The organism is Burkholderia sp. BCC0397 (assembly GCF_902832865.1).
GTDB lineage: Bacteria > Pseudomonadota > Gammaproteobacteria > Burkholderiales > Burkholderiaceae > Burkholderia.
This window is the reverse complement of the sequence record NZ_CADFDL010000001.1, coordinates 1,126,504-1,139,262: the sequence shown is the minus strand read 5'-3', so window position 1 is coordinate 1,139,262 and position 12,759 is coordinate 1,126,504. Positions and strand designations below refer to the sequence as shown.

General features: G+C 68.1%; 11 protein-coding genes. 5 read left to right on the top strand and 6 right to left on the bottom strand.

Going from position 1 to position 12,759, the window contains the following annotated elements:
• Window positions 1-8: 8 nt before the first annotated feature.
• The gene (locus HWX03_RS05100; protein ID WP_175870528.1) at window positions 9-1,028 is read right to left on the bottom strand and encodes a DNA-binding protein; all 1,020 of its coding nucleotides are present in this window, start codon (window positions 1,026-1,028) and stop codon (window positions 9-11) included.
• A 358-nt stretch (window positions 1,029-1,386) separates the two neighbouring features.
• On the opposite strand from HWX03_RS05100, the gene HWX03_RS05095 reads away from it, so the two are divergent.
• Entirely contained in the window at window positions 1,387-2,052 is a 666-nt protein-coding gene (locus HWX03_RS05095; RefSeq protein ID WP_175870472.1) for a cation diffusion facilitator family transporter, read from the top strand.
• A gap of 155 nt (window positions 2,053-2,207) precedes the next feature.
• Window positions 2,208-2,612, top strand: a complete 405-nt coding sequence (locus tag HWX03_RS05090; RefSeq protein ID WP_175870471.1) for a helix-turn-helix transcriptional regulator — start codon at window positions 2,208-2,210, stop codon at window positions 2,610-2,612.
• A 111-nt stretch (window positions 2,613-2,723) separates the two neighbouring features.
• Here HWX03_RS05090 and HWX03_RS05085 read toward each other — a convergent pair whose 3' ends face one another.
• Window positions 2,724-3,851: a VOC family protein gene (locus HWX03_RS05085; RefSeq protein ID WP_175870470.1), complete on the bottom strand. Its 1,128-nt coding sequence runs from the start codon at window positions 3,849-3,851 to the stop codon at window positions 2,724-2,726.
• 358 nt (window positions 3,852-4,209) lie between these two features.
• On the opposite strand from HWX03_RS05085, the gene shiA reads away from it, so the two are divergent.
• Together shiA and HWX03_RS05075 are read left to right on the top strand one after the other, a co-directional pair.
• Entirely contained in the window at window positions 4,210-5,517 is a 1,308-nt protein-coding gene (gene shiA / locus HWX03_RS05080; RefSeq protein ID WP_174388252.1) for a shikimate transporter, read from the top strand.
• Window positions 5,518-5,732: 215 nt separating this feature from the next.
• Window positions 5,733-7,034 carry a UDP-N-acetylglucosamine 1-carboxyvinyltransferase gene (locus HWX03_RS05075; protein WP_174434282.1) on the top strand — a complete coding sequence of 434 codons (1,302 nt, stop codon included), beginning with the start codon at window positions 5,733-5,735 and terminating at the stop codon, window positions 7,032-7,034.
• A 72-nt stretch (window positions 7,035-7,106) separates the two neighbouring features.
• Here HWX03_RS05075 and HWX03_RS05070 read toward each other — a convergent pair whose 3' ends face one another.
• On the bottom strand, window positions 7,107-7,520 hold the full coding sequence (locus HWX03_RS05070; protein ID WP_174388254.1) for a PIN domain-containing protein: 414 nt from the start codon (window positions 7,518-7,520) through the stop codon (window positions 7,107-7,109).
• Window positions 7,507-7,740: an AbrB/MazE/SpoVT family DNA-binding domain-containing protein gene (locus HWX03_RS05065; RefSeq protein WP_175870469.1), complete on the bottom strand. Its 234-nt coding sequence runs from the start codon at window positions 7,738-7,740 to the stop codon at window positions 7,507-7,509. The genes HWX03_RS05070 and HWX03_RS05065 overlap by 14 nt, the downstream gene beginning before the upstream one ends.
• Before the next feature lie 148 nt (window positions 7,741-7,888).
• Between HWX03_RS05065 and HWX03_RS05060 the strand changes: the two genes are divergently transcribed.
• Window positions 7,889-8,662: an IclR family transcriptional regulator C-terminal domain-containing protein gene (locus HWX03_RS05060; RefSeq protein ID WP_126369857.1), complete on the top strand. Its 774-nt coding sequence runs from the start codon at window positions 7,889-7,891 to the stop codon at window positions 8,660-8,662.
• Window positions 8,663-8,680: 18 nt separating this feature from the next.
• On the opposite strand, the gene HWX03_RS05055 is transcribed toward HWX03_RS05060, so the two are convergent.
• A complete protein-coding gene (locus HWX03_RS05055; RefSeq protein WP_175870468.1) occupies window positions 8,681-10,981 on the bottom strand; it encodes an ATP-dependent DNA helicase in 2,301 nt (766 codons plus the stop codon).
• Entirely contained in the window at window positions 10,978-12,672 is a 1,695-nt protein-coding gene (locus tag HWX03_RS05050) for a VRR-NUC domain-containing protein (RefSeq protein ID WP_175870467.1), read from the bottom strand. Before HWX03_RS05050 ends, HWX03_RS05055 begins: the two co-directional genes overlap by 4 nt.
• Window positions 12,673-12,759: the final 87 nt, after the last annotated feature.

Genomic DNA, 12,759 nt, shown 5'->3' with positions numbered 1-12,759 from the left:
CCTTGCGGCTAGCGCGGCGCTTCGTCGGCGCGCTTTCTCGTGCGCGCCCGCCGCTCGCTCCGCTCGGCGGCCGGGACGGTCTTGACGCCGCGCAACGGCGGCCGGCGTACCAGCGCCGCCATCTCGCGCCTCAGCGCCTCGAGTTCGTTGCCGCGCGCCGCCTCGGTCGCCAGTGCGCCGTCGAGCTGCCCCTGAAGCACGCCGCAGCGATGCAGCGCGTCGCCGAGCTGTGCCTGTAGCGCGGTCATGTCCTTCCGCTGCTGCGTATCGCGTTGTTCCGCGCGCGATGTCGCTGCATCGAGTTCCTTTTGCAATCGCGCGGCGGCGAGCCGCTCGCGATCGATTTCCTGAAGCGCCCGCTTCTCCGATGCACGCAGCCGCTCCTCGGCGCGGCCGGCATCGTCGCGCAACCGGTCGAGCTGGGTGGTGAAATCCGCGCGGGCCTCGGCGAGTGCACGGTCGCCCTCCGCGTTGTCGGCCTTCAGGCGTTCGATATCCGCTTGCAGCGCTTGCCGCGATGCATCGTCCGCCGCCCTCGCCTGCTCCAGTTCCTGAATGCGGACCTGCGCGGCCAGCAGCGCGGCCGTGCGTTGCTCCAGCGCGGTTTCGGTGCGGGCCAGTTCGGCTTGCAACGTCGCGACTTCCGCTTGCGCCGCGGCCCGCTGGGCTTCGACTTCCGCGCGCAGCGCGTCGAGGGCGGCGGCCGCGTCGGTGCTCGACCGATTCCATAGCGCCGCGACCAGTTCGCCAGCCGCTGCCTGCAGATCGGCCGGCAGGTCCGGATGCTCGATGCGCACACGGCTCTTTTCCCGCAGCTCGGCCCAGAACTCGCCGAGAACAGCCGTCGGCGTGCTCATGCTGCCCTTGCGAACGAGCTGGTACAGGCGGTTCGCCGTCGGCGTGATGCCGAAGCGGAAGAACAGCAGCGCGCAGGCTTCGCGGTACAGCTCGCGCGTTTTCGGGAAGTCGGCCTTGAGGCGCTCGATTTCGGCGGTCAGGCGGGGTTCGTCGGCAGCGAGATCGGACATGGCAGGTTCCGTCGGGAATTTAGTAAATAATATAACGTAAACCGTTTGATATTCAATTATTCGGTGTGATGAGTTTGACATTATTTCTATAATGTCGAGAGTTGTTCGGTGGGAGACGTGCAATTCCGGCCTCGCTTGAGCGGCCTGCGTCGATGGCGTGGCAGCCTCATGCGAGGCCGCCGAATTCGCTACCCATGAACACGCGCTGTAATTTTTCAGCACGATCGAAAGCGGTGAGCGCTACGGGTTATCGGTAAGGGGATCGCCTCACCCAGCGCCTCCGTTTCGCCTGTCATTCGCGTGCCACCGTCGGCCGGTAACGTTCGAAGCCGTCCCCGATTCCGACAAGCGATCCGCCATGCAGCGCCCGTCGCGCGCCACGCCCCACGTTTACGCAGCCACGTCCCGCGCCCTCGCCGTCAGCCTCGCGATCAACCTGCTGCTGCTCGCCGTCGAAACGGCGGCGGCACGGTCCGCGCATTCGTCGGGTCTGCTCGCGGACGTCGCGCACGCCGCGATCGATCTTGCGGCCGATGCGCTGATCCTCGTCGCCTGCCGGTTCGACGCGCGCCTGCCGCCGGAGCGTCGCCCGACCTACGAGCCGCTCGCGCTCGCGGGCCTCGGCGCGTTGCTGGCCGCGACCGGCGCGCAGATGATCTGGCATGCGCTGACCCGGTTCGATACGCCGCCCGTCGTACAGCCGGGCGCGACCGCGCTCGCGCTGGCTGCCGTCACGCTCGCCGGCAAGGCCGTGCTGTCGCACTGGATGCTGTGCAAGGCGCGCGAAACCGGCTCCGCGCTGCTCGAGGCGAGCGGTTGGCACGTGCGGACCGATGCGCTGTCGTCGTTGCTCGCGGCGCTCGCGATGAGTGCGGCGCTGCTCGGCTTCGGCCGTCTCGACGATGTGGCCGCGCTCGCGATCGGCGCGCTCGTGATCCGCACGGGCGCGGGGTTCATCCGGCGCGGTTGTGCGCAGTGGCCGGCATTGGCCAATTGGGCGAATCGCTCGACGCGCGGGTCGTGAATGCGGGTAGCAGGCGGGATGGCCGATTGGGCTCCGCGTAACAGGCTATCGCTTGTTTTTTGTTAATACAGGCTATGATTTGTATTTTTACAATACATACCATAGACTGTATTTTCCGATTACAAATGACCGCCTGTCATCTCGCGGAGCGCCCGATGGCCTTTCCTGTCCAGACCCTGACCCAGTTGCGCCCGATACTCGTCGGCTTCCGGAAATCCGCGGGGCTCACGCAGGCGCAACTGGCCGCCCGCCTCGGCATCACCCAGCAATCCTATGCCCAGCTCGAAGCCAACCCGTCGGTGGCCAGCATCGAACGGCTTTTCAAGGTGCTGAACGCGCTCGGCGTTCGCATGATGCTCGGCCTGGAAGAACGGGGTGCGCCGGCGGAAGCGGCCGATTCGGCTTCCGGTGTCGAGCCGGCGGCGCGAAAGCCGGTCGCGAGCAAGCGCGGCACCACGGCCGCCAAAGCCCCGACCGGCGCCGCGGTCGACGCCGCGCGGAAGCGCCCGGCAGCGACTGCTCGGGCCAGGCCACGCATCTCGAAGCGGGAGGACTGGTGACGATGGCCGTACGCACTCGCCACGATCGGACCGAAGCCGCTACGCCGACGCAGATACGGACATCGAACGCCCCCGCCCCGAACCGCGTGCCGGCCGCCTGCGCCTGCCCATTCAGCCGGCATCGCGCGCGCGGGCGAGTGCCGCGAGGTTGCCCTCGCCGAACCCGTGGTGCCCCTTGCGCTGCACGATCTCGAAGAAGATCTCGCCGGGGCGGCGTTTGATGAAGGTCTGGAAGAACAGCCTCGGCACGCCGTCGCTGCCGATCTCGCCGTCGACCAGCACCGCGCGGCGGCGCAGCGCGTCGAGATCGACACCATGCGCGGGCAGCCGCGCGTCGACGTCGTCGTAATAGCGTGCGGGCGGCTCGATGAACTCCACGCCGTTCGCACGCAGCGCATCGACGCACGACAGGATGTCGTCGGTGGCCAGTGCGACGTGCTGTACGCCCTCGCCCGGATGGTCGGGCAGGTACGCATGCATCAGCTCGGTGCGCCGCGTGCCTTCCTCGTAGACCGGAATCCGCACCGCGCCGCACGGCGACACCATCACGCGCGATTCCTCCGACACATGCCAGTGCGCGTCGATCTGGTGGATCTCGCGAAAATGCAGCAGGTCGTGGTAGAAATCCAGCCACTCCTGCATGCGGCCCGCGCCGACCGTTTGCGTGAAGTGGTCGACCTGCTGCAGGCCGACGCCCGCGCAATCGAGATCGGTATGTGCGGTCGCGATGTCGATCGGCCGGAAATCGATGTCGAAGATCGAGATGTCGCCGACGCCGCCGCGCTGGCCGTCCCGCCCGCGCCAGCGGTCGACGAAATACAGGTGCGAATCGCCGATGCCCTGGATCGCCGGAATCTTCAGCTCGCCGACGCCGACCTTTTCGCCTTCGAACGCCCACGCCCCGAGCTGGATCGCGCGCTCGAACGCGCGCCGGGCATTCGCCACGCGCAACCCGATCGCGCAGACGCCCATTCCGTACTCCTCCGCATAGCGCGCCGCGAACGAATCGGGCTCGGCGTTGATCAGGAAATGCATCTGCCCTTGCCGGTACAGCGTGACGTTCTTGCTGACGTGCCGCGCGATCGCCTTGAACCCGAACTGCTCGAAGCGCTGCGCGAGCGCTTCCGGCACGGGCGCCGCGAATTCGACGAATTCGAGGCCGGCCATCCCGAGCGGATTGGCGGCCGGATCGGCAACGGGCGGCGTATCGCTGGACAAGGGGTGGGAATTGCCGGGCATTCCAGTCTCCGGGGGCATGCGGTCGATGGGGGATGGTGCCTGTCGCGTGCGGCATGCGCGGCCGATGCGGCGGCCTCGCCTCCGCCCCGAACGGGCGAGTTGTCGATGCTGCAGATTTTAACCAGATCGTTCACGGCGGCACACCCCGGCCGAACGGGATATCGTCGCGCCGCCTAGTGCAAACCCGAAAAGCGTTCGATAATCGCACGGAATTGAACGATAATCGCGCACATTGTCCGATTGGCCAATTGCCGCCGTGCGGCCCGCGCCCTATTCTCCGTTCACCCATCGACTTCAATGCAGCATCGGACGCGGCGCCGCCACGATTCCACGATGCGCCGTGCCAGGAGACATCGCCATGACCCCCACCTTCGACACCCTCGACGCCGCCGCCGGCGCCCGTGCACGCAGCCAGGCCCGCAAGGCCGCGATCGGCAGCTTCGTCGGCGCCGTCGTCGACTGGTACGACTTCCTGCTGTACGGGATCGTCGCCGCGCTGGTGTTCAATTCCGAGTTTTTCCCGAAAGTCAGCCCGACGATGGGCACGCTCGCGGCGTTCGCCACCTTCGGCGTCGGCTTCCTGTTCCGGCCGCTCGGCGGCATCGTGTTCGGCCACTACGGCGACCGGCTCGGCCGCAAGCGGATGCTCGTGCTGACCGTGATGCTGATGGGGCTGTCGACGGTCGCGATCGGCCTGCTGCCGGGGTTCTCGACGATCGGCTGGTGGGCGCCCGTGCTGCTGGTGCTGATGCGCGCGATCCAGGGTTTCGCGGTCGGCGGCGAATGGGGCGGCGCGGCGCTGATGGCCGTCGAGAGCGCGCCGAAGCAGAAGAAGGCGTTCTACAGCAGCGGCGTGCAGGTCGGCTACGGCGTCGGGCTCGTGCTGGCCACCGGCATCGTGTCGATCCTGAGCCATACGCTCGGCGAGGCCGCGTTCAAGTCGTGGGGCTGGCGCCTGCCGTTCGTGTTCAGCATCGTGCTGGTGCTGATCGGGCTGTGGGTGCGCAAGAACATGGACGAATCGCAGGAGTTCGTCGAGAAGGTCGAGCACGGCAACCGCAAGCTGCGCCTGCCGGTGCTGGAAGCGCTGACGCGCCATCCGAAGGCGTTCCTGCTGATCGTCGCGCTGCGGCTCGCCGAACTGTTCACGATGTATATCGTCACCGCGTTCGCGCTCAGCTATTCGACGACGAACCTCGGCATGTCGCGCGACCTGTTCCTGAACATCGGCCTGCTGGTGGGCGCGGTGAGCTGCGTGACGATCCCCTGCTTCGCGTGGCTGGCCGACCGCTACGGGCTGCGCCGCATCTACCTGATCGGCGCGCTGATCGGCCTCGCATCCGCGGTGCCGTTCTTCGTCGCGCTGGAGTCGCGCTCGATCGCGTGGATCGTGATCTTCTCGATCCTGCTGGCGAACGCTGCGCACGACATGGTCGTGAGCGTCCAGCAGCCGCTGTTCACCGAGCTGTTCGGCGCCGAATACCGCTACAGCGGCGCGGGCGTCGGCTACCAGTTCGCGAGCGTCGTCGGCGGCGGGTTCACGCCGTTCATCGCGGTCGGCCTCGTCAGCGTGGCCGGCGGTTCGTGGCACCTCGTCGCCGGCTATCTGGCGGTCGGCTGCCTGATCTCGCTGGTGGTCGCCGCGCGGATGCGGGCGGCGCAATGACCGCCTGACCGGATGGCCGGCCCGATTCACGGCCGGCCACGCGCCGGTCATTCAGCCATGCCGGCCGGCATTCGGCCTGCTGCATCTCGGGCGCGACGTCAAACACTGTCATTTAGGCGCGCCGATTCCCCTTTTCCCCCTCTGAACATTCCACGCCGCGTGCCGACCAATGGCATCATATGGGCCTACGTCAGTCACCGATACGCCCCCATATCATGTCGAATCTCATCGTCCACGGCGGCACTCCGCTGCGCGGGGACATCAAGCCGTCCGCGAACAAGAACGCCGTCCTGCCGATTCTGTGCGCCACCCTGTTGACCGATCAGCCGCTGCGCCTCGTCGGCGTGCCGGACATCACCGACGTGCGCAAGATCCTCGACATCTTCCGCACGCTCGGCAGCGACGTGTCGGTCGATTTCACGACGGGTCTGCTCGAGCTTCACCATCGCAACACGAAGTTCGATCCGGCCGTCCATCGGCTGCCCGAGGCGATGCGTTCGTCGATCATGCTGATTCCGCCGCTGCTCGCGCGCTTCGGCGTCGCGCGCCTCGAGAACGACGTGAAAGGCTGCACGCTCGGCGTGCGCGAGATCGATCCGCACGTCGAGGTGTTCGAACGTTTCGGCGCACACATCGAGCGCACGCCCGATTCGCTGATCGTCCGTACCGACGGGCCGCTGACGGCCAACGATCACTGGTTCGACTACGCATCGGTGACGACCACCGAGAACTTCGCGCTGTGCGCGACGGCCGCGGGCGGCACGTCCACGCTGATGAACGCGGCATCCGAGCCGCACGTGCAGGAGTTCTGCCAGTTCCTCGCAATGATCGGCGTCGCGATCGAGGGCATCGGCACGTCGCGGCTTTGCGTGACGGGCGGCGGCAAGCTCGGCGGCGGCGAGTTCCGCTTCGCCGAGGATTTCCATGAAATCGCGACGTTCCTTGCGCTCGGCGCGATCACGGGCGGCGACATCACGGTGCGCAATTCGTCACCCGAGCATTTCCCGCTGATCGACCGCACGTTCGCGAAATTCGGCGTCACCGTCACGCACCGCGACGGCTGGTCACGCGCGGAACGCGACGGCCCGCTGCGCGTGCGCCGGCCGTTCACGCAGAACATCCTGACCAAGGTCGAAGCCGCGCCGTGGCCGTACCTGCCGGTCGACCTGCTGCCGATCTTCATCGCGCTCGGCGTGCGCGCGGAAGGCAGCGCGATGTTCTGGAACAAGGTCTACGACGGCGCGCTCGGCTGGTCCGGCGAACTGTCGAAGTTCGGCGCGCACGTGCTGCTGTCCGACCCGCACCGGTTGATCACGTTCGGCGGGCTGCAATTGACGCCGGCGCGCGTCGAGAGCCCGTACATCATTCGCGTCGCGATCGCGCTGCTGATGGTGGCCGCGAGCATCGAAGGCCGCTCGGAAATCATGAACGCGCTGCCGATCCGCCGCGCGCATCCCCATTTCGTCGAGAACCTGCGTTCGGTCGGCGCGAACGTCGAGTGGACGAGCAGCGAGTAAGGTCATGACGGATGCGGCGCGCGTAACGGTCGCGTCGCATCCGGTTTCTTCGCTTTTCCGGGTCGCCCGTCCTCAAGCGAACGGATTGCGCAATACCGGACCGCCGTCCACTTGCAAGCCGTCGTGCATGTCTTCGGTGTACAGGTATTCACACCCCTCGATCGAAGCAGTTGCCACAATGCATGCGTCGTAGAAGGACAAGCGATGCCACTCCGCCAGCCGCCGCGCGAGGTCGTGCGCATCGACGGTGAGCGGCACGACATGGCACAAACTCCTGATCGGCTCCAGAAACTTCCCTACCTCGCGCCACGGCATCCGCAGTTTGCGGTTGCAGACACTGGCGACCTCATTCAACACCTGGACGCTGATGGTTGGCCGCCGAAGGAACAGCGCCTCCGCACGATTTGCCTTGGTTTCGTCCTCGGACAGCAGATAAAGCACAACATTGCTGTCGACGAACGATTTCTCCGTCTCAATCCTGCTCATTCGCATCGTCCCGGCTGAACTTGAAATCGGCGGGCAACTTGCCCCGGAAACGCCGCAACCGCTCCACAAGCTCGTCGGGCCTCGGCTTGCGGCTTACCGCGAAAACCCGGGGACTGTCGACCACGATCTCGATATCGTCGCCTTCGCGGAGTTCCAGTGCGTCAACCACACTGGCCGGAAGGCGAACCGCCAGGCTATTGCCCCACTTTGCGACCTGCATATGAGCCTCCATAGATATACGCGAAAGATTGTATATCTTTGGTGCAGATCCGCAAGTCGGCTGAATGGACAATTCGGTGCCAGTACCCACGACTCGCGCGATAATCGCCCACTCCTGCGCGAACACCGCGCGCCACTGCCCACCCGTGATGACGAAAAAGCCCGAACTCGACCGACGCGACTGGATTGCCGGCCTCGAAAAAGGCCTGATGATCCTGGAGGCATTCGACAGCCAGCACGCGCGCATGACGCCCACGCAGGCCGCCGCGCGCACCGGCCTCACGCGCACGGCCGCGCGGCGCTACCTGCTGACGCTCGAGTCGCTCGGCTACGTGTACACCGACGGCAAGCTGTACGGTCTCACGCCGCGCGTGCTGCGGGTCGGCTGGTCATACTTCGATTCGGCGCGGCTGCCGCGCACGGTCCAGCCTTACCTGCAGCAACTGAGCGCGTCGCTGAACGAATCGGCGTACGTCAGCGTGCTCGACGGCTGGGAGCTCGTGTTCATCGCCCGCAACGGCGTGTCGCGCGTGATGACGACGGGCTTCGTGCTCGGCGCGCGCGTGCCGGCGCCGCTGACGTCGCCGGGTGTCGTGCTGCTCGCCCATCATCCGGATCGCGAAGCCGTGCGTGCGTGGCTCGACGAGACCGAGCTGCCGCCGTTCACGCCGCACACGATCACCAACAAGGCGCGGCTGCTCGAACAGGTCGACCAGGCGCGCGACGCCGGCTACGCGGCGATCGAGCAGCAATTGCAGGTCGGCGTACGCGGGATCGCGGTGCCGCTGAAGAACCGTCACGGCGAAGTCGTCGCCGCGCTGAGCACGAACATGCCGATCGGCGCGGAGACGGCCGACGCGGCCGTGCGGCGCGTGCTGCCGCATCTCCAGGAAGCCGCGCTCGCGATGCTCAACGTGCTGTAGCGACCGGCGCCGCCGCCGTCACCCGATCCGCCACCACCGCGGCAGCAGATTGCGCACTTCGCGCCGTCGGTAACGGTCGTCGATCAGATGCACGACGCCCTCGTCGTGCTCGGTCCGGATCACGCGCCCGGCTGCCTGCACGACCTTCTGCAGCCCGGGATACAGGTACATGTAGTCGTAACCGTTGCCGAAGCGCGCGTCCATCGCGCGCCGCATCTGCTCGTTGACGTCGTTGACCTGCGGCAGCCCGAGCGTCGCGATGAACGCGCCGATCAGCCGCTCGCCGACCAGGTCGACGCCTTCCGAGAACGCCCCGCCCAGCACCGCGAAACCGACACCGCGTCCGCTTGCGTCGAAGCGCGCGAGAAACGCGTCGCGCTCGCTTTCGGCCATGCCGGGCGCCTGCGCCCACACGGGGACGTCCGGATGGCGGGTCTGCATCAGCGCGACCACGCGCCCGAGGTAGTCGAAGCTGCTCAGGAAGCCGAGATAGTTGCCGGGGCGCGCCGCGTATTGCGCGGCGATCAGGTCGGCGATCGGCTCGAGCGAGCGATCGCGGTCGCGCCAGCGCGTCGACACGTGGCTCGCCACGCGCACCGTCAGCTGCTCGGCGCGGAACGGCCCGTCGACGTCGAGCCAGCCCGTATCGCCGGGCAGCCCCAGCGTGTCGCGATAGAAATGAAACGGGCTCAGCGTGCCCGAGAACAGCACGGTCGTGCGCGCGGCTTCGTAGCGCGGCGCCAGGAAACCGGCCGGGATCACGTTGCGCACGCACAGCGTCGACTGGACGCGGCGTCGGCGGCCGGCCGTCGCGACGCCGTCGAGCGCCGGCTGCCGCGGCATCGGTTCGCCATGCAGCGTCGCGTCGAAGATCGATGCGCTGTCGAACGCTTCGGCCAGCACGCCGAACTGGATCGCCTCGAAATGAAAGCGCAGCAGCGCGTCGCCGTTCGAGCGCGGCGCGTCGGTCAGGTGTTCGCCGATCGCCGCGACGAGGTTTTGCACGGCCGACACGATCGGGCCCGGCACCTCGGGATAGGCCGCATAGCGCTCGGCCTGCGCGCGATTGAGCGTGCCCCACGCGCGGGCGAGCCGGTCGAAGGCCTTGCGCAGCGCCGCGGGCGCGGCTTCGCGCGCGGCCGCGAACGCGAACGGATCGAGCGACGCGCTGTACATCTTGCGGGCGCGGTCGAGCAGGTTGTGCGCTTCGTCGACGAGCACGCCGACGCGCCACTGGTTCTGCTGCGCGAGCGTGTGCAGCATCGCGCTGCCGTCGTAGTAGTAGTTGTAGTCGCCGATCATCATGTCCGACCAGCGCGCGAGCTCCTGCGCCAGGTAGTACGGACAGACGTCGTGCGCGAGCGCCGCGGTGCGCACGGTGTCGCGATCGAGCAGCCCGGCCTCGATCGCCGCATCGCGCGCGGCCGGCAGCCGGTCGTAGAAACCTTTCGCGAGCGGGCACGATTCGCCGTGGCACGCGAGGTCCGGATGCTCGCACGCCTTGTCGCGCGCGACGAGTTCCAGCACCCGCAGCGGCAGCGCGGGCGTGCCGGCGCCGAGCGTCGTCGCCGCTTCGAGCGCGAGCGCGCGGCCGGGCGTTTTCGCGGTCAGGAAGAACACATGGTCGAGCTCGCCCTCGCCGCATGCCTTCAGCAGCGGGAACACGGTGCCGATCGTCTTGCCGATGCCGGTCGGCGCCTGCGCCATCAGGCAGTGCTCGTCGCGTGCCGCGCGATAGACGGCCACCGCCAGTTCGCGCTGGCCGCTGCGGAACTGCCCGTGCGGAAACGCGAGCGCGCGCAGCGCCGCGTCGCGCGCGGCGCGATGGGCCGTCTCGCGTTCGGCCCAGCCGACGAAGCACGCGCACTGCTCGGCGAAGAACGTCGCGAGCGTGCCGGCATCCAGCGTTTCCGTCAGCACGGTCTCGCGCTCGGACACGATGTCGAAATACACGAGCGCGACATCGATTTCCTTGAGATCGCGCGCGTCGCACATCAGGTGCGCATAGACCTTCGCCTGCGCCCAGTGCAGCGCGCGATGGTTGGCCGGCATCGCGTCGAGGCTGCCGCGAAAGGTCTTGATTTCCTCGAGCCGGTTCGCCACGGGATCGTAGCCGTCCGCGCGTCCGCGCACGGTGAGCGTGCCCCACGTGCCGGTCAGCGCGATCTCGGTTTCGTAGCGCGCGCCGCGCTTCGACGTGACCGCGCCGTGGCCGGCGATGCCTTCGAGCGCGGTCGGTGCGGGCGTGAAGCGCAGGTCGAGATCGCCGCGTCGCGCGGTGAACTCGCACATCGCCCGCACCGCGACGACGTAGCTCATGCGGACAACCCCGCCGCCTCGGCGTGCGCGACGGCCTCGCCGGCCCACTCGACATCGACGACGCGCACCGGCATGCGGTGCGCGAGGCAGTAGGCGAGCCAGCGCGTCTGGTTGTCCTGCAGCCGGTCGCCGGGGCCCTTTACCTCGATCAGCTCGTAGCGGCGCTCGTCGGGCCAGAAGCGGACGAGGTCGGGCAGGCCGGACCGGTTGCTGCGGATATCCGCGAGCAGGCGCGTGAACCACAACCGCAGGTGCTCGGGCGGCAGGCAGGCGAGCGCTTCGTCGAGCAGCGCGTCGGTCAGCACGCCCCAGAACACGAACGGCGACTGCAGCCCGGCCTTCGTCACGAAATGCCGGCGGATCGTATCGCGGTATGCGCCCGAATCGAGCTGTGCGAAGCAGGCGTCGAAGGCCGCCGCGCGGCGCACGGCGAAATCGGGTGCGTGCAGGTCGGCCGGGCCGCGCTGGAACGGGTGAAAGAACGCGCCGGGCACGGCCGCGAACACGGGCTCCCAGCACAGCAGCCCGAACAGCGAATTGATCAGCGTGTTTTCGACGTAGTGGACCGGCGAAGCCGGCTGCGCGAGATGGTCGCGCACCGCGAATTCGACGCTGACGGACGCGTCGGGACGCGCGAGCACGAGCGTCTCGCGCGGTACGTCCGCGGCGGCGGCCGCGCGTTCGACCCGCTGGCCGGCGCGGCGCAGCAGGCGCGGCAGCATGCGCTCGACACGCTGACGCTCCTCGTCGCTCTCGAAGCCGCCGCGTGCGTCGAGCGCCAGTGCGAGCGCGTCGTCGTCGCGCCCGCAGCGTTCCAGTACGCGGATGCGCCGGTGGCGGCTGCCGGGCCACGCGCTGCGCGCGTAAGCGTCGAGTGCGGCGCACCAGTCGGCGCGGCGTTCGCACGCCTGGCCGAGCGCGAACAGCAGCTTCGCGCGGCGCGTCGCGAGCCACGGCTGCGCACAGCCGACTGCGTCCAGCGCGCGGATCAGGTCGTCGAACGGCAGATCGTCGGGCCATGCATCGAGCGCGTCGCGGTACATCTGCAGCGCGAGATACGCGTCGACGTCGCCGCGCTGCTGGAACGCGCGCGACGACGGCGCGATCGGCACGCTTTCGTACTGGAACACGCCGAGATCGGCGAGCACGAATTCGCTCCAGTCCTGATGCAGATTGCCGAAGAACATCAGCCGCAGCCGGTCGCACAGCGCGCCGACCGTCACGCGCAGCACCCGGTCGCCGGACTGTGCGCACCAGGCGTCGAGCGGTTGCGCGACGTCGTGCGCGGGCCGCAGCCGGTCGAGCCAGTCGGCCTTGCGCTCGCCCGCATGCGCGGCGAGCGACGGGAAGATGCGCAGCAGATCGGCCTTGGTCGACAGCGCGAACAGGTCGTCGAGCGTGAGCGCCGGCGCCGGATCGACCCAGCCGAGCGCGACGAGCGGCGCGGCGGCGTCGAGCGTGCAGCCGATCTCGTCGTACACGAGCTTGCTCGCGCGGAAATCGGACCCGTTGCGCATCAGCATCCGCACGAGCAGCGCGCGCGACGCCTGCGGCAGCGTCGCGAACTGCCGGACGAACGCGTGCTCGTGCGCGTCGAACAGGTCGTCGTAACGCTCGCCGAGCCAGGCCAGCGCGCGTTCGAAATTGGTCAGGTAGTAAAACGCCGGAGGCGTCGGCGAGGCAGGCGTCACGGGGATCGATCACTGTACGTTTGTACAGGTCGCAATCATATCAAATGTGAAGGGCGATGCCGCATGCGGCATCGCCCTTCCGCTGCC

Coding starts and splice junctions, on each gene's coding strand:
- HWX03_RS05100 (WP_175870528.1), bottom strand. CDS start 1,028: ATGTCCGATCTCGCTGCCGACGAACCCCGCCTGACCGCCGAAATCGAG.
- HWX03_RS05095 (WP_175870472.1), top strand. CDS start 1,387: ATGCAGCGCCCGTCGCGCGCCACGCCCCACGTTTACGCAGCCACGTCC.
- HWX03_RS05090 (WP_175870471.1), top strand. CDS start 2,208: ATGGCCTTTCCTGTCCAGACCCTGACCCAGTTGCGCCCGATACTCGTC.
- HWX03_RS05085 (WP_175870470.1), bottom strand. CDS start 3,851: ATGCCCGGCAATTCCCACCCCTTGTCCAGCGATACGCCGCCCGTTGCC.
- shiA (WP_174388252.1), top strand. CDS start 4,210: ATGACCCCCACCTTCGACACCCTCGACGCCGCCGCCGGCGCCCGTGCA.
- HWX03_RS05075 (WP_174434282.1), top strand. CDS start 5,733: ATGTCGAATCTCATCGTCCACGGCGGCACTCCGCTGCGCGGGGACATC.
- HWX03_RS05070 (WP_174388254.1), bottom strand. CDS start 7,520: ATGAGCAGGATTGAGACGGAGAAATCGTTCGTCGACAGCAATGTTGTG.
- HWX03_RS05065 (WP_175870469.1), bottom strand. CDS start 7,740: ATGCAGGTCGCAAAGTGGGGCAATAGCCTGGCGGTTCGCCTTCCGGCC.
- HWX03_RS05060 (WP_126369857.1), top strand. CDS start 7,889: ATGACGAAAAAGCCCGAACTCGACCGACGCGACTGGATTGCCGGCCTC.
- HWX03_RS05055 (WP_175870468.1), bottom strand. CDS start 10,981: ATGAGCTACGTCGTCGCGGTGCGGGCGATGTGCGAGTTCACCGCGCGA.